At 39.7% G+C, this 21,336-nt stretch carries 19 protein-coding genes; 5 read left to right on the top strand and 14 right to left on the bottom strand.

Annotated elements, in window-relative coordinates; genetic code table 11:
- The first annotated feature begins 34 nt into the window (after positions 1-34).
- Positions 35-682, top strand: coding sequence for a cyclic nucleotide-binding domain-containing protein (locus FNL60_RS00765; protein WP_002263600.1), 648 nt, complete (start codon positions 35-37; stop codon positions 680-682).
- A 74-nt stretch (positions 683-756) separates the two neighbouring features.
- Positions 757-1,371: a peptide deformylase gene (gene def / locus FNL60_RS00760; RefSeq protein WP_002265719.1), complete on the top strand. Its 615-nt coding sequence runs from the start codon at positions 757-759 to the stop codon at positions 1,369-1,371.
- Positions 1,372-1,534: 163 nt separating this feature from the next.
- Here def and FNL60_RS00755 read toward each other — a convergent pair whose 3' ends face one another.
- The 5 genes from FNL60_RS00755 to FNL60_RS00735 all read right to left on the bottom strand — a co-directional run bounded on the left by FNL60_RS00755 (position 1,535) and on the right by FNL60_RS00735 (position 7,644).
- Positions 1,535-2,254 (bottom strand): YoaK family protein, encoded by a 720-nt coding sequence (locus FNL60_RS00755; protein WP_002263598.1) that lies wholly within the window; start codon positions 2,252-2,254, stop codon positions 1,535-1,537.
- Entirely contained in the window at positions 2,238-3,599 is a 1,362-nt protein-coding gene (locus tag FNL60_RS00750) for a dihydrolipoyl dehydrogenase family protein (RefSeq protein ID WP_002280265.1), read from the bottom strand. The genes FNL60_RS00755 and FNL60_RS00750 overlap by 17 nt, the downstream gene beginning before the upstream one ends.
- 17 nt (positions 3,600-3,616) lie before the next feature.
- On the bottom strand, positions 3,617-4,801 hold the full coding sequence (locus FNL60_RS00745) for an oxalate decarboxylase family bicupin (RefSeq protein ID WP_002280264.1): 1,185 nt from the start codon (positions 4,799-4,801) through the stop codon (positions 3,617-3,619).
- Positions 4,802-4,921: 120 nt separating this feature from the next.
- Positions 4,922-5,866 (bottom strand): AEC family transporter, encoded by a 945-nt coding sequence (locus tag FNL60_RS00740; RefSeq protein WP_002273037.1) that lies wholly within the window; start codon positions 5,864-5,866, stop codon positions 4,922-4,924.
- Positions 5,867-6,021: 155 nt separating this feature from the next.
- Positions 6,022-7,644, bottom strand: a complete 1,623-nt coding sequence (locus FNL60_RS00735; RefSeq protein WP_002268218.1) for a malolactic enzyme — start codon at positions 7,642-7,644, stop codon at positions 6,022-6,024.
- A gap of 115 nt (positions 7,645-7,759) precedes the next feature.
- Here FNL60_RS00735 and FNL60_RS00730 point away from each other — a divergent pair, with 115 nt between their 5' ends.
- Together FNL60_RS00730 and mleR are read left to right on the top strand one after the other, a co-directional pair.
- Positions 7,760-8,113: a helix-turn-helix domain-containing protein gene (locus FNL60_RS00730; protein WP_002267509.1), complete on the top strand. Its 354-nt coding sequence runs from the start codon at positions 7,760-7,762 to the stop codon at positions 8,111-8,113.
- Between the two features lie 190 nt (positions 8,114-8,303).
- The gene (gene mleR / locus FNL60_RS00725; RefSeq protein WP_002263592.1) at positions 8,304-9,197 is read left to right on the top strand and encodes a LysR family transcriptional regulator MleR; all 894 of its coding nucleotides are present in this window, start codon (positions 8,304-8,306) and stop codon (positions 9,195-9,197) included.
- Positions 9,198-9,461: 264 nt separating this feature from the next.
- Here the strand turns inward: mleR and FNL60_RS00720 are convergent, their stop codons facing one another.
- Positions 9,462-10,085: a TetR/AcrR family transcriptional regulator gene (locus FNL60_RS00720; RefSeq protein ID WP_002264760.1), complete on the bottom strand. Its 624-nt coding sequence runs from the start codon at positions 10,083-10,085 to the stop codon at positions 9,462-9,464.
- 180 nt (positions 10,086-10,265) lie between these two features.
- Here FNL60_RS00720 and FNL60_RS00715 point away from each other — a divergent pair, with 180 nt between their 5' ends.
- Positions 10,266-11,666 (top strand): MFS transporter, encoded by a 1,401-nt coding sequence (locus FNL60_RS00715; protein ID WP_002280263.1) that lies wholly within the window; start codon positions 10,266-10,268, stop codon positions 11,664-11,666.
- A 116-nt stretch (positions 11,667-11,782) separates the two neighbouring features.
- Here FNL60_RS00715 and FNL60_RS00710 read toward each other — a convergent pair whose 3' ends face one another.
- From FNL60_RS00710 to FNL60_RS00675, 8 genes are all read right to left on the bottom strand, one after another.
- Positions 11,783-12,919 (bottom strand): amidohydrolase, encoded by a 1,137-nt coding sequence (locus tag FNL60_RS00710; protein ID WP_002280262.1) that lies wholly within the window; start codon positions 12,917-12,919, stop codon positions 11,783-11,785.
- Between the two features lie 264 nt (positions 12,920-13,183).
- Positions 13,184-14,173, bottom strand: a complete 990-nt coding sequence (locus FNL60_RS00705) for a lipoate--protein ligase (protein ID WP_002280261.1) — start codon at positions 14,171-14,173, stop codon at positions 13,184-13,186.
- 105 nt (positions 14,174-14,278) lie between these two features.
- On the bottom strand, positions 14,279-16,024 hold the full coding sequence (gene lpdA / locus FNL60_RS00700; protein WP_002310883.1) for a dihydrolipoyl dehydrogenase: 1,746 nt from the start codon (positions 16,022-16,024) through the stop codon (positions 14,279-14,281).
- Positions 16,025-16,097: 73 nt separating this feature from the next.
- The gene (locus FNL60_RS00695) at positions 16,098-17,465 is read right to left on the bottom strand and encodes a dihydrolipoamide acetyltransferase (RefSeq protein ID WP_002311866.1); all 1,368 of its coding nucleotides are present in this window, start codon (positions 17,463-17,465) and stop codon (positions 16,098-16,100) included.
- Positions 17,466-17,564: 99 nt separating this feature from the next.
- Positions 17,565-18,560, bottom strand: coding sequence for an alpha-ketoacid dehydrogenase subunit beta (locus FNL60_RS00690; protein ID WP_002263479.1), 996 nt, complete (start codon positions 18,558-18,560; stop codon positions 17,565-17,567).
- A gap of 149 nt (positions 18,561-18,709) precedes the next feature.
- On the bottom strand, positions 18,710-19,705 hold the full coding sequence (locus FNL60_RS00685; RefSeq protein WP_018110235.1) for a thiamine pyrophosphate-dependent dehydrogenase E1 component subunit alpha: 996 nt from the start codon (positions 19,703-19,705) through the stop codon (positions 18,710-18,712).
- 375 nt (positions 19,706-20,080) lie between these two features.
- Positions 20,081-20,635: an NADPH-dependent FMN reductase gene (locus FNL60_RS00680; RefSeq protein ID WP_002263481.1), complete on the bottom strand. Its 555-nt coding sequence runs from the start codon at positions 20,633-20,635 to the stop codon at positions 20,081-20,083.
- A gap of 78 nt (positions 20,636-20,713) precedes the next feature.
- A complete protein-coding gene (locus FNL60_RS00675; RefSeq protein ID WP_002265178.1) occupies positions 20,714-21,142 on the bottom strand; it encodes a MarR family winged helix-turn-helix transcriptional regulator in 429 nt (142 codons plus the stop codon).
- Positions 21,143-21,336: the final 194 nt, after the last annotated feature.

The following is a 21,336-nucleotide window of genomic DNA, read 5'->3' as shown; positions in this document are numbered from 1 at the left end:
ATGACATATGTCATAAATGACGAAGAGGAAACTTGTGGCTCCCAAAAAAGAATGGATTCAAAAGTATCAGTTAGAAAAGATTTTTCCTGCCCATTACTTTGATAAACTGCAAATGATTTCTTTTTCAGCTGGCCAAGCCATTTGTCAGCAGGGAGAAGAATTACAGGCTCTTTCTTATTTTGTCAAGGGTAAAATCAAGATTGTCCGGCGGCTGTTTAATGGCAAGGAACATATTCTTAATATTCAGGAAAAACCTACCATTATTGGAGATATTGAACTGCTAACAAATCAAGGAATCGTTTCTTCAGTAGTGGCTCTTGAAAAATCTTGGGTTGTCCAATTGCCGCTAAAAAGCAATAAAGAATTACTCTTAAAAGATCCTCTTTTTCTTCTTAAATTGGGACAAGGCTTAGCGTATTCACTCTACCAACAAAATATTAAGGCTTCAACCAATCTCTCTTATACAGTCAAAGAACGTTTAGCCAGTCATATTCTATCTATTCAAAAAGATGGGATTTTCCAATTAGAATTAGGCACCTTGGCTGACTCTTTTGGGGTTAGCTATCGCCATCTGCTGCGTGTTATTCAGGAATTTATAGCTCTTGGTGTCATTGGTAAGCAAAAGCCTTATTATTATATTAACAATCTAAAACAACTTAAACGCTGGCAAATTAAAGAATAAGGCTAATTCCTCTAACTTTATTTATGCCCCGTTTTGTGCTATATTTATCTTATTGTAAAAACAAGGAGAAAAAAATGTCTGCTATTAAAACTATTACTAAAGCCAGTCATTTAATTGATATGAATGATATTATTCGCGAAGGTCATCCTACCCTACGCGCTGTCGCTCAAGATGTCACCTTCCCTTTAAATGAAGATGATATTATTTTGGGCGAAAAAATGCTGCAATTCTTAAAAAATTCACAAGATCCCGTGACCGCTGAAAAAATGGAGCTGCGCGGCGGTGTTGGTCTCGCCGCTCCGCAATTAGATATTTCAAAACGCATTATCGCTGTTCTCATTCCTAATCCAGAAGATGAAGACGGCAATCCACCTAAAGAAGCTTATGCTTTGAAAGAAGTTATGTACAATCCTCGCATCATTGCACATTCTGTCCAAGATGCTGCCTTAGCTGATGGTGAAGGGTGTTTATCTGTTGATCGCGTGGTTGAAGGCTATGTTATCCGCCATTCCCGTGTCACTATTGAATACTATGACAAGAACAGCGACAAAAAGAAGCTCAAACTGAAAGGATATCAGTCGATCGTTGTCCAGCACGAAATTGATCATACCAACGGTATTATGTTTTTTGACCGCATCAATGAAAAAAATCCTTTTGAAATAAAAGAAGGTTTACTTTTGATTGAGTGATGGTACTTAGCCATCCTCATTTTTAATGAAGAGACTGGAACACTGCTAAGCCAAACGGCATTGAGGTTTTGGCTAATCATGACTGTCAACAAAGCCAGCTCATCCACATATGATTACATTATAGAAAAATCCCTGAGTTTGAATTTAAACTCAGGGATTTTCATTAGGATTTCTGTGAAAATCTGATCAGCAAGAAGTAGCAAACTGTAAAAATGATAATTTCGCATAGTATAACTAATAAGGCAGCCATCCCAAATAAGAAATAAAATAAGGCTGCTGTAAATGCCCCTATGACAAAGGACAGAACCAGGCAAGTAAAAATGACAGCTCGCTCCTTCTGCTCTGCCTGTCCTTTAAAAAGGAACTCACACCAAGCAATGATGGCTTTTTTGATATTCCCTGTGGTGAACGAGTTGTTATAAAGTTCATTTTCAACCTTATTAAAAGCCCCTGTCGTCATTGCCAATGTAAAGGACAAAGGTGCAATAGCAAGGCCACTTGGAAGATGGTCAAAAGCTAGGAAAGTAAAGAGACAAGCAGCCGATAACCCCACTAAGATATAAATACGCCAATAGATACTCCTATAATAGTGGTAAGCACAGCGACTGACCACCAAGCCCGCTATGAAGCTCAGCAGAGTAGTCATTTTTATGGCAATCCCTTGTACATTCAGGCGCGTGATATCCACCATTAAAAGAAGAAGATTTCCTGTCTGAGCAGCCGGCAGGGTATGATCAAAACCCATATAGGAAACCGCATCAATAGCTCCGCCAAGCAGAGTAAGAAAATAAGCAATGCCTTTTATTTGATGTGTTCCAAAGCGACTGACTTCGTCTTCTAGTTCTTTTAGTTTCGAATCCTGCATATTATTTCCACAAACCATATAAATCTGTCGCCAGTGACGGATAAGCAAAGATGATATCCTGCAACTCCTGAAAACTCACTCTGCGATTGAGCAAAATAGCTAGATAATTGACTAGAATATCTGCCGTGTCACTGACAATTTCTGCTCCTGCAACATGCTGATCTGATTTGGACACAACTAGTTTGATGACAGCCAAATCATCGTGAACGCGTTTGTAATTCTGCCAATTAGACATGTTTAGCTGTGTCACGTCATAGTCCTGCGGATGCTGCCGTGCTTGATTAACACTGACACCAACCTGACCGATTTTGGGAATACTGTAGACAGTTGCCGCCGGTGCTGTCGGATACTGGATAGCTTCTTTTGATTCATCATTTAAGAGCTGACTCAGATATTTAGCCTGAAAATCCGCATAGGAATTCAGCTTAGGCACCGATGCATCACAGCAATCTCCCATAGCAAAAATGTGAGGCTGAGATGTCGTCAGATGATCATCAACAGAGATTCCGCGCTCGGTATATTCTATGCCGGCTTTTTCCAATTGGAGACCGCCGATATTGGCAATTCGACCGGCAACATCATAAATACCGTCAACAATAACTATTTCCCCATTCGTCAAGGTCACCTGATAGCCTGAAACACTTCTTTCAACACGCTCTGCTTCTGCTTCCATATGAAATTCTGCACCGCGATTTTTCAAACGATTGACCAGAATATCTACAAGTTCTGAGTCAAAATTACCCAGAACACGATCATTGTGCTGAATGACATGGACTTTTGTTCCCAGCTCAGTAAAGCTTGAAATCAGTGACATGGCAATCACACCAGCACCAATCAAGGCAATTACCTTGGGCTGCTGATGGATTCGCATAAGATTAGCGCTGCTATCAATGTAAGAAGCCCCTTCTATGTCAATCTTTCGAGGCACAGAGCCCGTCGCTAAAACAATAGTTGCAGTGCTCAGCACCTGACCGTTTACCTTTAGATGGTGAGCATCTTCAAAGAAAGCATAGGCTTCATAAGTCTCTACACCTGCTTTGATAGCTCTCTCCTTCGCTCTGGCTGACTCATCTGAAACCAGCCAATCCCGCGTCAGCAGAGCATCTTCCCACTTGACGTAAGAGACTGTCTCCAGACCTCTATGCAGAAAGCTCTCCTGATGATGATGCAATTCAGCTAGTGCTAAAAGAGCCTTCTTAGGGGTAGAGCCGCGATTGACAGTTGTCCCTCCCCAATCTCTAGCCTCAATGAGCGCTGTCTTTTTGCCGGCTGCGGCCAAGTTGCAGGCTAGAGTCACACCTGAAACACCGCCGCCGATGATAATGACATCATAATCATAGCCCTGCTGAGCTTTAATGTCCAAACTCAGTATGGGCTTGTCTAAAAAGGCTTTTTTGCAGCCTTATCCTTATCAAACCAAATGACAGGTTGCGGAGTCTCTGCCTGAGGAAGATTTTGGACAAGTTCCTTAGGAAGATTGAGGTGCTCTGCAACATTATTGACAGGAGTTGTCGCCAGCCACTTATTGAGCGAAATATCGGAATAATCAGGGTTACGAAAAACTTCAACGAAGACCAACGTTTCGTCACCCGTATTTTGAACATAATGCCCCGCTACATTGGGTACATAGCCTACATCTCCAGCTGAAAAGTCATAGGTACGAGCCAAACCATTAGAATTAAAAACTGTCATGCGGGCCTGACCCTTGATGTAATACTGCCATTCGGATGACTTAGGATGCCAGTGCAATTCCCGCATACCGCCCGGCTCAACCTCAACAATAGCTGCTGAAATCGTCTTAGCAGCCGGAAAGACCTTCTGATCCAAAATCCAAGCACGTCCAGCTTCTGACTGAATTGGTGCAATTTTATCCAAATGCAGTGTCAGCGGATTGACCACATCACCATTGGGATTGGTGCGCTTCTCTGCTTCAATAGAACCAGAAATAGTCCCATTAAAGATATATTTTTCTGTCTTAGGAAGACTAGCCAATTCTTCCTCGGTCTTTTTAAAATTAGCAGCAACGATGTCATCAGGAGTGTGAGCCAACCAGTCACTAAGCAGTAAGGTTTGATTCTCTGAGAAATTGGCTTCGCTGAAAACTAACAGAAACTCACAGCCCTTATCCAAGGCCTGAATAGAATGAGCAACGCCGGATTCAAAATTCCAAAGATCTCCTTCTTCGACATCATCAATATAAGACTGACCGTTCTCGTCAATCGCTGTAATGCGGGCATTGCCGTACAGCATAAGTCCCCATTCGGCTTCTTTGTGCCAATGCAGTTCACGATAAGCACCTGGTGCCAAGGCCATATTGACACCAGCCAATTCATCTGAAGCAGGCAGTTCACGAATGGTCACTTCACGCGCCCAGCCTCCTTCTTCCATCCGATTGTGGGCATCTGAAAAGCTGTAGCGCATATTGGGCATGGTCCCATGGTCAGTGACAGGCGGAACCAAGATATCCGGATTTTCATTATCGCGGCTCAAGTTACGCGGTCCAAAATCAAGCCAACCTTTTCCGTCGCTTTTTCTTTGCGGCTGTGGGGTGTTGGGTGTTGTCATAATGTTTTTTCCTCCTTGTGATAACAATAAGTTGTCCGAAAGAACAAAAGTGAATAGCAATAGTCCTTAAAAGAAGTACACCCCTTTTATGGATTATAAACTTTAAGGCTTATATCGACCTTAACCCATCAAGGTCACAACAATCGGAATGACAATTACAAAGAGTACTGTACTCAGGGTAACGACATTAGTTGAAAATTCGACATCACCATCACCTTGGCTGGCAAGAATTGGCAAGACCGCAAGTGCCGGAGCTGCTGATTGAACCACAAAAGTCTTAAACTCAGTCACTGGCAGACCTTTTCCTGTCAAATAAAGAAGACCAAACATAACGATAGGGGCTAAGATAAAGCGTCCCACCAGAGTCACAATAGTATCTTGGTCAAAGTGGATACTCTTAAGCCCAGCCTTAGCCAAAACAATACCGATATAAATCAAAGACAGAGGTGTCACGATATTACCAATATAGGTCAACGTGCTAGTCGCAAAGTCCGGCACCGGAATGCGCAGAATCAAGAAGACCAAGGCTACCAAGAAACCAATGAGGGGAGCTGGCAAAAGGTTTTTCCAATTAAACTTGGTCGCTTTTCCTTTACCAGACTTGCTATCCGTCGTCATGAGGTAGACACCTAGAGTCCAAGTTGAGATGGTATTGGTAATATAGTAAATTAGGAAGTAAGGCAGAGCCCGATCGCCAAAGAGTGCTACATTCAAGGGCAGACCGATGAAAATAGTGTTGGCATTGACAAAGGTATTGATCATGGTCCCTCTGCGACCTGGACGGACCTTAAAAATCTTTACAGCTAGGAAGGCTAAAATATAGGTTAGAATAAAGGCACCAAAGGTGTAGAGCAGACCACCTGACAGACTAACTAGCTTATCCAGAGTCAAGTACTTAAGGACCGACACAAAAATGGACACTGGCAGCGCCACATTCATGATAAGGCGAGAGAGTGTGGGGCCAAAATCATCCGCAAACCAACCACGCACCTGAAGGGCATAACCGAGTACAATAATCACAATGATGGGAATAATACTCGAAATTGAGGTTAAAAAGATATCCATGAGGTTTCCTTTCTTGATCATTTAACAAACACGGTAGGTTATAACACACTCCGTCTGCTAACAAGAAGCACTCTGTCCTTTTGTTCTAGGGAGCTAGGAGCGCCTTGCTAATCTTATAGTTCGAACATTCTGATAGCACTATCAGCTTTAGCTGATTAATACTCTGGGTACCACTTAAAGTCACGAACAGCTTTAGCCATATCGGTTTCTTCAGCACGTGCAAGACCTTGTTCTTGAGCCTTCTTAGCCACGGCTTCAGCGACCTTGATAGACACATCACCCACATATTTGAATGGAGGAAGAACTGGCGCACCTGGTTTGGTGATATCGATGATACCACTGAGAGAGTGTGCTGCCGCTCCGATCATTTCATCTGTCAAAAGGCTAGCTTCTGATGCCAACATACCAAGCCCAAGGCCAGGGTAGATGAGGGCATTGTTAGCTTGACCGATGACATAGTCCACACCCTTGTACGATACAGTATCAGCTGGAATACCGGTTGCCACAAAGGCCTTACCATCAGACCAGGTAATCAAGTCTTGAGCCGATGCTTCTGCCAATTTTGTAGGATTAGAGATTGGGAAGATGACTGGGCGTTCAGTGTTTTCACACATAGCTTCAACAACTTCTTTCGTGAAGGCACCTGGATTTGTTGAGGTACCAACCAAGATGGTTGGTTTCACGGTTTTAACCACTTGCAAGAGGTCTGTCAACTGATCTGCATTTGGAAAATCCGCCCGCTTCTTGGCAAATGGCTTTTGTTCAGGAGTCAAGTCGTCCATATCGTCAAAGAGGAGACCTTGCTTGTCCACCATGAAGAAACGCTTGTAGGCTTCGTCTTCAGGCAGGCCTTCTGAAACCATTTCACGCAAGACACGAGAGGCAATACCCGCACCTGCTGTACCGCCACCGTAACAGAGATAGACTTGATCAGTCAATTTTTCACCTGTGATATCCATAGCCGCAAAGATACCACCAAGGGTTACGATGCCAGTCCCTTGAATATCATCGTTGAAGGTTGGAATTTCCTTACGGTATTTTTCCAAGATATTGGCCGCATTTGAACGACCGAAGTCTTCCCAGTGAAGGTAAAGTTTAGGGAAAAGACGTTCAGCTGTTTGGACAAATTGATCCACGAAATCATAGTAACGCTCACCACGAACACGTTCATGACGGTTCCCCAGATAGTTAGGATTATTGCGCAATTCCTCACGGTTGGTACCTGCATCAATCACCAATGGCAAAACAGTTGCTGGATCAATCCCTGCTGCCCCTGTGTAAACCATGAGCTTCCCAACAGAGATGTCCACCCCATTAGTCCCCCAGTCACCGATACCAAGGATACCTTCGGCATCGGTCACAACAATCAAACGAATATCATGGTCACCTGCCGCATTTTTGAGGGTAGTCTCAATATTTTCAGGATGGTTAATATCCAAGTAACCCGCATACTGAGGATCCACAAAAAGGTCACTGTAACCTTCAATCGTATCTGCGATGGTTGGATCGTAAACAATTGGATTCAATTCTTCCAAATGTTGAGAGAAGAGATAGTAGAAAAGTGTCCGATTGGTATTAAAAATCTCCATCAAGAAAAGACGTTTTTCCAAGTTATTAGCTTTAGTTTGCATTTGCGCATAAGTCTGCTCTGCTTGCTCTTTAAGAGTCTGAATGTGAGGGGGCAAAAGACCAATAAGTCCAAATTTCTTACGTTCTTCCATGGTAAAAGCAGTCCCTTTATTCAAAAAAGGATCGTTTAAAATGTCATGTGCATACATTTTCTGCACCTCCTTATATTTATTGATCATATTATAACATAAAATGTATTACATATAATACATAGTATTGTATAAAAAGTTAACTATTTGCTTTTAAACTTGTATTCTTTAATGTATGAAGAAAAAAAGCTATCTCCAAAAATATGTTGCAAATAAAGTAAGGTATCATCGGCAAGCACAAGGCATCAGCCAAGAAAGTTTGTCTGAAAAAGCTGGATTAGGATTGAAATATATCAATCAGATTGAAAATCAAAACCATAATCTCAGCTTGCAGACGCTTGAAAAAGTGATTGAAGCACTAGGTATGACACCGGAAGATTTTTTTGACTTTAACAGTCTTGAAGGAACAATCAATTTCGAGAAACAATTAACTTTAAAACGCCTTAATATGAAAATAAAGCAACTTCCCAAGAGAAAACAACAAACCTTCATTGCTATTTTTGAAGAGATTATTGATAATCTTGATTAAGAGCAAAAGAAAAAACCACTACTTCTGTTACTTTTAAACCACTTGGAAGTTGACTTTACAATTCATTGTATGAAACAAATGGCCTTATAGTCAAACCTTAGATAACGGATAAAAAATACTTATAACAATCTTTAAAATACCTAAATGCCAAAAATATGCTAAACTAGTAAAAATAATAGAAAGGTTAACAATGAATATTAAAGATTTAAAGTATTTTTATCACCTGTCACAATTACAGTCCTTCACTAAGGTTGCTGAAAAATTTCAAATTAGCCAGCCTTCTGTTTCCTATTCTGTCAAAAGATTAGAGGAACAATTTAATTGTGACCTTATTGTTAAGGATCCCTCTCATCGTACTTTTGCTTTGACGCAGCAAGGAAATATTTTGAAGCGTCACCTTGAGAGAATTCTGCCGGAAATTAGTTCTGCCCAAAAGGAGATGAACCGTTCACTGGCTCACTATTCTACCTTAGGATGCCCACCCATTATTATTAATTATTTACTGTCGCTGCTTAAAGAAACCAATCAAGACTTAGCTTTTCTGAAACGTATTCGTTCCATTCGAGGAGGTTCTGTTGAGTTATTGGAGCAACTATTACAGGGGGATCTGGATCTCAGTTTAATTGGCACAATAGAACCTTTTTACCATGATGAATTAGTTATCAAAAAAATTCTTCATCGGAAACTCTATCTGATTGTTTCTAAAGATCATTTATTGGCTAAAAGAAAAAAAGCCATCGCTTTTGCTGATGTCTTAAAGGAAAATTTTATTCTTTTAGATGAACACAATATCCATCTAAAGGCCTTTGATTATCTTAATCAAACCCATCAAAATCAGGCTCAGATTTTTTTCAAATCTGATGATGTTACTCTTATCAAGCAAATGGTCAGCCACAATATGGGTGTCAGTTTGTTAACAGATATCTCACTAACCAAACAGGATCATCATCTGGTCAAAATTCCTTTTAAAGAAAATAATAAATTAGGATTTTATGTTAACTACGCTTACTTAAAATCCTCAACCTTAACACCTGATATCAGGCATTTAGTTGATCTGCTGGATAAAATCGCTCAATCATTTTAAATTAATCCATCATTGCTAAAGCTTATGAAATAATTAAGGGAGGTAGACAAAATGGATTTTTCTGAAATCTTAATTAGGCCTACTCCCCTTTTATAATCTTTTAAAAAATGACAAGTTACTGTATTATCGTTTGATTCGCTTTTAGCACTGAGCCGTTGCACATTTGATGGTAAACAAGCGATCTCATCTAGCCAAAGTGGGACAGATCTAACCTGAGTTAGGTAAGGCAAGTTACGAAGATGTCCTAAAACATAAACCAAACGACTATAAATAAGACTTAATAATCAGATCAAGACTGTCTATGCCAGTCTTTTTTATTTGGTGTGCTTCTTCTTGCGTGTGCTCATGATAAAGCAATTCATCTACCAAAGCTGAAATAAAATCAAAGACCACAAGAGACAAGGTTTTAAAGCTTGGATTGGCAGCCTGATCGCTATAATATAAAAGACATTTGTAGGTCAAGTTTTTCAAGTTATTATTATGCTCCTCCAGTAAGGCTTTAGCCTGTGGAATAGCATAGGCTAACATCTCAATTTGAGCATGAAAAATTTTATCTTCTGCAGCCAATAACTGATTAATCAAAACATTCAGCCATTCCTTAGGGTTCTTTTTGAACCTATCTAAAGAATCTTGACTATTGATATCAGCAAAAATTGTTGTCAGAAAAAAGTCATTATACCTTTTTAAAAGCGCTGTTAAAATATCTTCTTTGCTGGCAAAGTAAGCGTAGAGTGTCCCTATAGAGACATCAGCTTTTTTAGCAATTTCATTGGTTGTCACATTAAAATAAGTTTTATCTGAGAACAAATCTTTAGCAACTTGAAGTATCTTGTTGCGCTTTTCAATACTTCTTTCTTGCTTGGGTTTTCTGATATTTTTTTCTGCCATTTTCCTATTCCTTTTTTCAAAATTACTCATTTTTCTTATTATATCACACCTTTTCTTTCTTTAAGAGAACGTTTTTTGAAAAAATATGAATAAAAACTCATTTATTTATTGACAAAAGTCTTTTCCAAGAATACAATTGAACATGAGTATATGCTCGCATTTTTTTAAAAGGAGGTCACTATGACTAAAAAAATCATGTTAACAATAGCCATGTGTTTAGGGATTTTTATCGTAATGTTAGACACTACTATTATGAACATCACCTTACCGGCTATTCAAAAGGGCTTAGGAGTAAAACTGGATCAACTCTCTTGGACCATCAATGTTTATACCATCATCTTTGCTTCCTGTACCATTCCTTTAAGTAAGATTGCTGATATTTATGGCAAGGGGCGGTTATTTGTCCTTGGTCTGTTGCTCTTTGGAATAGGCAGCTTACTGTCTGGGCTTGCTAATGGATTTTCTCAATTAATTCTTGGACGTATCATCTCCAGTTTTGGAGCTGCTATTTTACTTCCAGTAGGCAACAGTTTAGGGATTTCTTCCTGGGAGGTTAAAGATCGCTTTAAAATTGTTGCTGCTCTTGGTCTCATGCAGGGCGGTGCTGCTGCTATCGGCCCCACTTTGGGCGGTATTCTTACTGATACCTTTTCTTGGCACTGGATTTTCTTTATTAATCTGCCAATCATCATAATCGCAACGTGCCTCATGATTTTATCTTATCATTTTAAAAGTGAGGAAAAGACTGAGTCCAAAATTGATTTTGCTGGCAGCTTTATTTCAATGCTAGGTCTCTTTTTAGTGACATTGGGCTTAATTAAAATAAGAGATTGGGGAGCAGGTGACTGGCGCACTTTAGGCTGTTTAATAACATTTTTACTTAGTCTCTTTGCCTTTATTATCCTTGAAAAGCATAGTAAGAGTCCGATGATTAATTTGAATCTATTTAAGATTAGAGAATTCACAGCTTCAGCATTAGTCGCCTTATTAGCGCAATTTTTCTATATTGGCGTGATCGTGATTTTGCCAACCTTTTTTACAACTATTCAAGGAAAGACAGAACTTGATGCGGCCTTAATTTTACTGCCTATGTCCTTAGTGGTCTTTATCTGCGGTGGTTTAGGAAGTTTGGTTATTAACCAATTTGGCCCAAGATTGCTGGTTTTTGTGGGGCTGACCGCTATTTTACTTTCTTACCTTTTAATCGTCAGCATCAATCCAAATAAAGTGATGGCAATGGCTCTCACAACCTTAATTTTGGGAATTGGTTTTGGTATTATTGCTGGACCTGTCAATGTTTTAGCGGCATCAACTTTACAAGGTGAACTGCTCACCGCCTCTCAAAGCGTTATTGGAGTCGTCAGACAGATTGGCTCTGTTCTAGGCGTCACTGTTTTTATCTCAATGGTTAGCAATAATATGGCAAATTTAAGTCAATATAACCACTCCAGTATGGTAGAAGCTTACATTTCTATCTACAAAATTTGGATTCCTTGCCTACTTATTTTCTTAGTGCTTTCTTTCCTATTTCCAAAGAAAAAACGTTACCTAGAAGGACTAACACAATCAAATCAATTTTAGGAAGTTAAAATTCCCAAGAGCATAAAACAGCAGTCTTGGGAATTTTTTAATTGAAATTAAGCGATAACGTTTTTTTACTAGTGTCTATTTGATAGGACACATACAAAAGGTTCCTGTCAGCTTCTATAATATTCTAGTAGTTTAAAAGCATTTTCAACAAAATAATTGACAGCAGTCGGTAAGGCTTCATCTTTGACAATAAAATCATCATGATGCCAGTCTGGGGCATTGTCAGCACCATTTGATCCAACAAAGGCAAAGACACCTGGGATTTTTTCCTGATAGGCTGCAAAATCTTCGCCGCCAGTTGATGGCAAGGTTTCAATGACCTGAGCAAATGTCTTGGAATTTTCAAAAATAAGAGGCGTCAAAGTAGCATCATTATAAGTCACTTTTGGTGAATTTCCCCACTGAATAGAAACCTGAGCACTAAATTGTTCTGCTGTTGTTTCGACGATTTTGGTAAACTTATTAATAACAGCTAAACGAATCTTTGGATCAAAAGTCCGAATAGTCCCTTCAAAAAATCCTTTGGCTGGCAGGACATTCCAAGTTGTGCCAACATCAATATGGGTGACTGACAAAACGGCAGAATCAAATGGCGAAACCGTACGTGAGACAATCTGCTGCAAATTATGAATCATGGTCGTGATTGCCAAGACCGTATCTACTCCTAAATCAGGACGAGCTGCGTGGGCACTGATACCAGCCACAGTTACTTCAAATTGCTCGACTCCAGCCATGATTGCACCTGAGCGAAGACCAATCTGACCCGGTTTTAAATGTGGATTATTATGATAGCCGATAATAGCAGAGACACCTTCAATACCACCCGCTTCAATCACTTGGTATGCACCCTGAAAATTTTCTTCAGCCGGCTGAAAGATAAGTCGGACAGTCCCTTTTATTTCTGCCTCTCTTTCCTTGAGAATTTGGGCAGCGCCTAATAAACTCGTTTGATGAAAGTCATGACCGCAAGCGTGCATGGCGCCATTCTCACTGGCATAGGCAAGCCCCGTCTTTTCAACAATAGGCAAAGCATCAATATCAGCCCTCAGAGCTATAATGGGTTGACCCGATCCGATTTCTGCAATGACGCCTGTTTTTAAAGGATAATCAAGAGGTTCAATGCCCAAATCTTTCAAATGCTTTTTAATGAATGCGGTTGTTTCAAATTCATTTTCTGAAATTTCAGGATGTTGATGAAGATAATGCCGAATTTCCCTCAATTTCTCATAAATTCCTTCTGACATCTTTTACCAACTTTCTCCAATTTAAAACTATAATAGCATCTCTTTTTGGCCTTGCATAATTTATTTTTCTTATGAAGTTCTATAAGAAAAATTTATAGCAGCTTTTGCCTGTATTAAAACACCTGTCATTGACAGAAATGAAAAAAGACCTCGGTCACCAAATGAATTATTCCCCTAAAAGTTGACAATAAGCCACTTCTTAAAGTCAGTCTCAAACGTGAAACGAAATCTTTTCAAATAATATAAATGACACATAACCTAGGCCTAGGCCACAATCGCTTTGGCCACTTCTTCCCTTGTTATTCGTGTGAAATAATGCGTCGTATCAATGGTTTTAAGTTTTTCTAGGACATCCTTATAATCATAGCGACAGCCAACAAGCAGCGATTCAATATCGGCAACATCTCCGATACCAAAGAAATCTCCATAAATTTTGATGGCTTTAATAACCGATTTTTCAACATTGGCATAGGTTGTAATCTTACCTGCAGGATAACGGACACTGCGTTTAATAGTATAGTCTGGGGCAATCCCATAAATCCAATTCCAATTGCCAAACTGCTCTTTAGCTGACTGCTTGATGCGTTCCAATTCTGCTTCTGAAAAAGTATATTCGGTCATATCTGGATTTTCTTCTTTAACTTGTTCAAGGAGCGCATCCCGAAATTCTAGAACGGACATCTTTTGAGGCAGCTCATCATTAATATTGGTCACACGCGCACGAACGGATTTTATCCCCTTAGATTCAATCTTATCCTTACTGACCTTAAGGGCATCTGCTAAGACAGATCTATCAACATCAAACATGAGACAGCCATGATGCATCATTCGTCCCTTATAGTAAGCTTGGGCATTGCCACAGAATTTTTTGCCATCAATTTCAAGATCATTGCGTCCAGTAAACTCAGCCTTGACCCCCAATTTCGCTAAAGTATCAATAACTGGTTTTGAAAAGGTTTTAAAATCAAAAGCCCCTTCATCTGCTTTATTGGAAATAATGGTATAGTTGAGATTATTAAGATCATGGTAGACTGCACCGCCGCCTGACAGGCGACGAACGACATGAATGTCATGAGCATCTGTATACTCTTTATTGATTTCTTCAATGGCATTTTGGTGTTTGCCAATAACAATGGTTGGTTCATTGATCCATAAAATAAAAATTTCATCTTCATCAAGCATTTCCCTAAAAGCATAGGCTTCTTGAGCTATATTAAAAGCTGGATCATTTGAATGACTGATAATATATTTCATTTTCTCTCCAAATTTCTTTTAAAAAGGATAAAAGAAGGAAATTAAATATACAAAAATAGTTCCAATTTATCCTCTGTCAGATGAGTTTCTATAATGATTCTATCATTAACGACGCTTTGGCGGGTTATGGATAGCTTCGCCAAGGACGTCTGCAAAGGCTTCATACATAACCTCCGAGAAGGTAGGATGGCCATGAATAGAACGTAGCAGCTCATCAACCGTCAACTCATTTTCCATAATCGTTGAGGCTTCATTAATCATCTCAGCAGCTGCTGGTCCAATAATATGGACTCCAAGAATTTCATGGTATTTAGCATCTGCGACAACTTTGACAAATCCTTGTGCTTCATTAGAAGCGATCGCACGTCCATTTCCTGAAAAAGAGGATTTCCCAACTAAGACGTTTCCATACTCTTGACGGGCTTGTTCTTCAGTAATACCGCACATAGCAACCTCTGGATGGGTGTAAACAGCTGCTGGTGTATATTTCAGGTTAGCCTTACGAACATTTCCCCAGATAGCATTTTCGGCAGCTACTTCACCCATACGATAGGCAGCATGCGCTAACATCTTTCTTCCATTAACATCACCCGGGGCATAAATACCTGAAATAGAGGTTTCCTGATAATCGTCCACTTTGATGCGACCGCGTTCAAGTTCCAGATTAAGATTTTCCAAACCGCTTAATTGTGGGACACGACCAATAGAAAGCAGGGCCTTTTCAGCCACAACTTCAGAGCCATCATTGAGTTTCAGCGTTAATTGATTGTTAGCTTCAACAATTTCAGCCACACCAACAGAAGTCTTAATATTCATTCCTTTCTTGGATAGAATTTTTTGCAGTTCAAGCGATACTTCCTTGTCCATAGCAGGAATAATGCGATCAGCCATTTCAATAACAGTCACTTCTGTCCCATAAGAAGCGTAAACAAGACCGAGTTCAATGCCGACAACACCACCGCCCATAACAGCAAGTGACTTTGGAATTTCACGAAGATCAAGAATATCATCCGATGTTAAAACAAGAGGTGAATCAATTCCCGGAATATTAATACGAGACACTTTTGAACCTGTTGCAAGGATAATATTATGTCCTTTAATCGTTTCCGAACCGACAGTCACTGTCTTATCAGGATTAACCTGACCGAGACCATTGAAAATAGTCACTTTATTGGCTTTAAGAAGACCCTGAACCCCACTTGTCAATGTTTTAACAACGGTATCTTTAAAGGCAACCGTTTTGTCCATGTCAACGGTATAGTTGGTTGAAGCAAAATTAATACCACGGCCCGCTGCAATTTTGATGCCATCAAGGATTTCAGCATTCTTAAGATAAGTTTTAGTTGGAATGCAGCCTTTATTTAAACAGGTCCCTCCAAATTCTGATTTTTCGACGATAGCAACCTTGCCGCCCAATTGTGCACCGCGAATAGCAGCATAATAACCAGCAGGACCACCACCAACGACAATCATATCATATTCATCATCAGCAAGCGGAGTTTTTTGAGCTGCTGGTGCTGCTGACTCGCCTAAAGTATCAGGAACTTCAAGACCCGCTGCTTTAAGATCATCAGCTGAAGCTGCTGGTGCCGCATTTGTTTCAATCGCTTCACCAGCAGCACCAATATAACCAATGACCTCAGTCACAGGGACAACTTGACCATTTCCTTTAACAATTTTGAGCAGGACACCTGAATCCTCAGCTTCAATTTCCATATTGGTCTTGTCAGACATGATTTCAAGGAGGATATCCCCTTCTTTGACCTCATCACCTTCTTGTTTTTTCCACTCAATGATTTCGCCTTCCTGCATATCAACACCGAGTTTGGGCATAATAATTTCGACTGCCATTCTCTTCTCCTTTTTAGTTTCTAACTTTATTTATAAGACAACCAAATGTATCTGTCAACAGTTGACATAAACCTCAAATTAATAATGTAAATGGATTTTCCATCAGTTTTTTAAGATCAACCATGAACTTAGCGCCGTTCATGCCATCAACCAAGCGGTGATCGATGGTCAAGCACAGTGCCATGATTGGACGAATCTTAATTTCACCATCCACAACAGTTGGCGTTTGGATAGTTGCTCCTACACCCAAAATAGCCGAATTTGGCTGATTGATAATGGGGTTGAAAGTCTTAGTGCCAAACATCCCCAAGTTTGTAATGGAAAAGGTTGAACCAGACATTTCAGTGGCTTTTAATTTACCGATCTGAGCTTTCTTAATGACATCCTTTGAAGCTACAACAAAATCTGACAAGCTCATCTTATCTGCACCATGAACAACAGGTACTAACAGTCCTTCATCAAGTCCAACGGCGATACCAAGGTTAACAAATTGATGAAGTTCAATCTCAGTCGCGTCATTAATGAGTGAAGCATTGAGGTAACGATGTTCTGGTTTCATTAAGGTTTTTACGACCGCCAGACCAATCAAATCTGTGAAGCTAACTTTAAAACCTGTTTTTTCCATGATAGGATCAATTAACTTTTTACGCAACGCAATCATCTCAGTCATGTCAATGTCATAATTGAGAGTAAAAGTTGGAGCTGTCAGATAAGAATTGACCATGCTTTTAGCCACTGCCTTACGCATGGCAGACATCTTAATGACTTCAACACCCTCTGGTAAGGCAGCTGCTTCTTTAGCAGGATCTGACACATCTTTAACAGGCTGAGCTGCCTCAAACAGATTTAAAATATCTTCCTTGATAATTTTGCCGCCAAAACCTGTTCCTGAGACACTGGCTAGATCAATACCTTTATCTATAGCAATTTTCCTAGCTAATGGTGTTGCTTTAGGCTGAGCTGCTTTAAAGCTTTCAACATCTTCCTTGTGAACACGGCCTTTAGCGCCTGTCCCTGAAACCTGATTCAGGTTAACTCCTAGATCACGAGCCGCCTTACGAGCTGCTGGTGTTGCTCGAATCTTTCCTTGAGGGGCTGCTGCAACTGTCGGAGAAGACATTGCTTTTGTTTTTTCAGCAGGTGCTGCACTATTTTCTTTAGGAACTGTACTTGCAGGAACATCAGCTATTTCAAGAACTTCACCTGCTTGACCAATATAACCAATGACCTCAGTTACAGGAACAACTTGACCATTTCCTTTAACAATCTTAAGCAGGACACCTGAATCCTCAGCTTCGATTTCCATATTGGTCTTGTCAGACATAATCTCAAGGAGGATCTCCCCTTCTTTGACCTCATCACCTTCTTGTTTTTTCCACTCGATGATTTCGCCTTCCTGCATATCAACACCAAGTTTAGGCATAATAATTTCGACTGCCATTTCATTTCCTTCCTTTTAAAGCTGAGAAAGAACAAAAGTTCAGCTTGCCTAGCGTAAACATCTAATCTTTCTCATTCTCATCTATTCACCTTTAATTGCCTATCTTTTCCTGACTTGTTTATAGATAGCTTCTTTAATTTTTGCTACATCTGGTAAAATGGCTGTTTCAAGAACATGAGAATAGGGAACAGGCACATCCTCAGAAGCGAGACGAAGCACCGGGGCATCTAAATAATCAAAGGCTTCGCTTTCAGTGATCACTGATGCTATTTCACCAATGAAACCACCTGTTTTATAAGCATCATTGACTAGGATAACCTTACCCGTCTTTTTCACAGAATTAATAATTAAGTCTTTATCAAGCGGAATAAGGGTACGCGGGTCAACAACTTCAACACTGATATCTTCAGCCGCCACTTCCTCAGCGGCTTTGAGAACGCGTTCCAGCATACGACCATAAGACACAATGGTAACATCTGTTCCCTCGCGCTTAATTTCGCCTTTACCAAGCGGAATATAAAAATCAGGATCTAAATTGACCTCTTCTTTTTTGCCATAAAGCGCTTTTGGTTCCATGAAAATAACGATATTATTATCACGAATAGCAGATTTGAGCAAGGCTTTAGCATCATTGACTGTGCCAGGCGCAACCACCTTGATTCCCGGAATATGAGTTAACCAAGCTTCTAGTGACTGAGAATGCTGCGCTGCTGAGCCGATACCTGAGCCTGAGGCCACACGAAAGGTTACAGGCGTTTTAAGTCCGCCGCCAAACATATAATTGGCTTTAGCACCTTGATTAACAATAGCATCCATGGCAATAGTCACAAAGTCCATAAAGGTCAAATCAACAATAGGACGAAGTCCAGTTTGAGCGGCACCTACTGCAGATCCTGCAATAGCTGCTTCTGAAATAGGGGTATCTTTAACACGCTTTTCACCAAATTCAGCCAGCATACCAACAGAAGTTCCAAAGTCACCACCATAAATACCGACATCTTCACCCATCAAAATAATTTTTTCGTCCTTACGCATTTCCTCGCTCATAGCAAGATTGATAGCTTCCCGTAAGGCTACTACTTTTGTTTCTGACATATATCTCTTTCTCCTCATTTTAATGAAACCCTAAAAGCATCAGAAAACGACTGCATTTCTCGCTTGTCAATTTATCAGCATGTCAATCGCTCTGACAAGGCATAATATATGAAGTTTTACACAAAATAACAAGACTTTTCTTGATCTAGCTAATCTACCCAAACATCTTCAAAAGCTACAGAAAGCTCTGGTTCAGGGCTATCTTGGGCAAATTTCACTGCATCCTCAATTTCCTGTGCGACTTCTTTTTCAATCGTATCAAGTTCCTCATCTGTTGCAATCTTATTTTCCGTTAGATAAGTGCGGTATTTCTTGAGAGGATCTTTAGCTTTCCAAGCATCTACTTCTTCTTTTGTACGGTAAGCTCCTGCATCAGCAGTAGAATGTCCGAACCAACGATAAGATTCCACTTCAACAAGAGCTGGCCCATTTCCTGAACGCACATAATCAATGACTTCCTGCATTTTTTCATAAACTGCAATGACATCATTACCATCTTCAACATAATGTCCAGGAATACCATAAGCATCAGCACGTAAATAAAGATGTGAAATCTTAGTCGAATAATTGATATCTGTTGAGATACCATAACGATTATTAATAATAAAGAAGATAACCGGTAAATTCCAGACAGCTGCCAAATTAACAGACTCATGGAAAGAGCCTTCATTAGTTGCCGAGTCTCCTGAAAAGGCGACAACAATATTTCCCGTATTGTCATATTGCTGTGTCAAAGCAGCACCGACTGCTAAGGCATAACCCCCGCCAACAATACCATTGGTCCCATAGTTTCCTTTTTCAAGATTTGCCAAGTGCATAGAACCACCACGACCTTTTGAAGAACCCGTTGCCTTACCGGCTAATTCTGCAAACATAGCAGGAATGTCAATCCCTTTTGCAATGGTTTGACCATGTCCACGGTGATTTGAAAAGATAATATCCTGATCAGTCAAGCCTTGAATCGCACCAACCGAAGCCGCCTCTTCTCCTACTGAAAAGTGTGTCATACCTTGTACGAAACCACGACGAACTAATTTATTGAGTTTTGTATCGACATCACGGATACGCTGCATTTTTAAAAACATATCCAAATATTGTTTTTTAGATAACATTGCTATAATGACCTCCAAAATTTTTCTTGCCATTTTATAGTAGCTTATTTTTTCACAAAGTGCAAGAATTTGAACCGCTTTCTACAGCTATAGAAAAGGGTTTTAGTAGTCACAAATTATTTTATTCACAAACTTTTGTAACAGATAAGAATCCCACTATAACAGTCATTTGAAAACTAAAAAAAGCAACTATCAAAAAGAATTCTCTTACATTTTCATTCACATAAAAAAGTTAAGACACAAAAAGAACACTTGAAGCTCATTGTTAAGAATGAACTTCAAGTGTTCTTTTAGTACCAGACAGCAAACCGCAGACGTGACTTGAGTTAAACAAGATGAACTTGCGGCCTCACAAAAGATAAACGAAATAGCTCTATTCCATTCAAATCTTTAAAGAATACCTTTTGCCTAATTTTCTACAGCAGACAATAGAGCATCTGCCTGAGCAGATAATTCTGCTAATTTTTCTGCTGATACTTTAAGAATACCTGTGCTCCAAGCTTCTGAGTTAATTGGAACACCTGTTAATTGATCTACCAAATGCATACGAATAAAAGGAAGTAAAGAACGGTAATCCTCAAAAACTTCCTCTGGAGACGCCCCATTAGCAACGGAGGAAACCGTCACAATCTTATCTTGAAGCACTGAAGGTCCTGTTGGATCTGATAAGTCAAGAGAGCGCGACAGCCAATCAAGCAGGTTTTTGACAGGGCCCGGAATAGCATAGTTGTAAACGGGTGAAAAAATCCAAATAGCATCTGCTTCTTGAACTTCTTCTCGTGCATGTGCCACCTCGGGATGTACTGACGTTTCTAAATCCTGATTAAAAAACGGGACACGATCATAACTTAAATAAGAAACTTGAGCCCGATCACCAATAATCGTTTCTGCTTTTTTAGCTAATTGACGGTTGAATGATCCTTCACTAAACGAACCGACAATAAATAAAATTCTTTTTGACATAATGTCTCCTTATTAAATAATTTTATCACTAAATAGTAATATATAATTAAACTATTGCTAACTAAAACCTGCTCCTTTTTAAAGAGATTTAAACTTTTTCAACAGATCTATTAGGACTAACTGCTCCTCTTCTGTCATTACAGAAAAAGCAGATTCTACCATAGCAATATGATCAGGCAAAGCTTTTTGAATCAATTGTTTGCCAACTTCCGTCAGACCAACAACCGAGGCACGTCTGTCATCTGGATTTGGGCTCCGGTAAATCCAACCATTACGTTCCATATTTTTAATCACAACCGTCATATTGCCAGACGTCGCCAGTATAGAAGCAATCAAACGACTGATGGTCATCTCTCCTTTAGCATAAAGAACATCCAAAACGGCAAACTGGGTTTGTGTTAAACCATTGTTTTTATAGCTTGGAGCAACTTGCGCATCAATTGTTCGCATAGCCTTGCGAAAAACAACCATAGCTTTAACTGCAGGATTCTTATCTAAATCACCCATACAACTCCTCTCTATGACCATTACCTCTTTTTATTTTACTACTAATTAGTGTTATTTTCAAGAAAAATGTTTTAATTAAGCTGTAAAACAGTCCACTGAACTATTACTCTCCGCCCTCGACTTAAGGAAAGCAATAAAAAAGAAGCATTAGTTGCCGAACAAATCTACTGTTTTAATAAAATAAAAGTTAGGAT

The organism is Streptococcus mutans, from assembly GCF_006739205.1.
Classification (GTDB): Bacteria; Bacillota; Bacilli; order Lactobacillales; family Streptococcaceae; genus Streptococcus; species Streptococcus mutans.
The sequence above is the reverse complement of the archived record's forward strand: the minus strand, read 5'-3'. Positions and strand labels throughout refer to the sequence as shown.

Coding starts and splice junctions, on each gene's coding strand:
- def (WP_002265719.1), top strand. CDS start 757: ATGTCTGCTATTAAAACTATTACTAAAGCCAGTCATTTAATTGATATG.
- FNL60_RS00755 (WP_002263598.1), bottom strand. CDS start 2,254: ATGGTTTGTGGAAATAATATGCAGGATTCGAAACTAAAAGAACTAGAA.
- FNL60_RS00745 (WP_002280264.1), bottom strand. CDS start 4,801: ATGACAACACCCAACACCCCACAGCCGCAAAGAAAAAGCGACGGAAAA.
- FNL60_RS00740 (WP_002273037.1), bottom strand. CDS start 5,866: ATGGATATCTTTTTAACCTCAATTTCGAGTATTATTCCCATCATTGTG.
- FNL60_RS00735 (WP_002268218.1), bottom strand. CDS start 7,644: ATGTATGCACATGACATTTTAAACGATCCTTTTTTGAATAAAGGGACT.
- FNL60_RS00730 (WP_002267509.1), top strand. CDS start 7,760: ATGAAGAAAAAAAGCTATCTCCAAAAATATGTTGCAAATAAAGTAAGG.
- mleR (WP_002263592.1), top strand. CDS start 8,304: ATGAATATTAAAGATTTAAAGTATTTTTATCACCTGTCACAATTACAG.
- FNL60_RS00720 (WP_002264760.1), bottom strand. CDS start 10,085: ATGGCAGAAAAAAATATCAGAAAACCCAAGCAAGAAAGAAGTATTGAA.
- FNL60_RS00715 (WP_002280263.1), top strand. CDS start 10,266: ATGACTAAAAAAATCATGTTAACAATAGCCATGTGTTTAGGGATTTTT.
- FNL60_RS00710 (WP_002280262.1), bottom strand. CDS start 12,919: ATGTCAGAAGGAATTTATGAGAAATTGAGGGAAATTCGGCATTATCTT.
- FNL60_RS00705 (WP_002280261.1), bottom strand. CDS start 14,173: ATGAAATATATTATCAGTCATTCAAATGATCCAGCTTTTAATATAGCT.
- lpdA (WP_002310883.1), bottom strand. CDS start 16,024: ATGGCAGTCGAAATTATTATGCCCAAACTCGGTGTTGATATGCAGGAA.
- FNL60_RS00695 (WP_002311866.1), bottom strand. CDS start 17,465: ATGGCAGTCGAAATTATTATGCCTAAACTTGGTGTTGATATGCAGGAA.
- FNL60_RS00690 (WP_002263479.1), bottom strand. CDS start 18,560: ATGTCAGAAACAAAAGTAGTAGCCTTACGGGAAGCTATCAATCTTGCT.
- FNL60_RS00685 (WP_018110235.1), bottom strand. CDS start 19,705: ATGGCAAGAAAAATTTTGGAGGTCATTATAGCAATGTTATCTAAAAAA.
- FNL60_RS00680 (WP_002263481.1), bottom strand. CDS start 20,635: ATGTCAAAAAGAATTTTATTTATTGTCGGTTCGTTTAGTGAAGGATCA.
- FNL60_RS00675 (WP_002265178.1), bottom strand. CDS start 21,142: ATGGGTGATTTAGATAAGAATCCTGCAGTTAAAGCTATGGTTGTTTTT.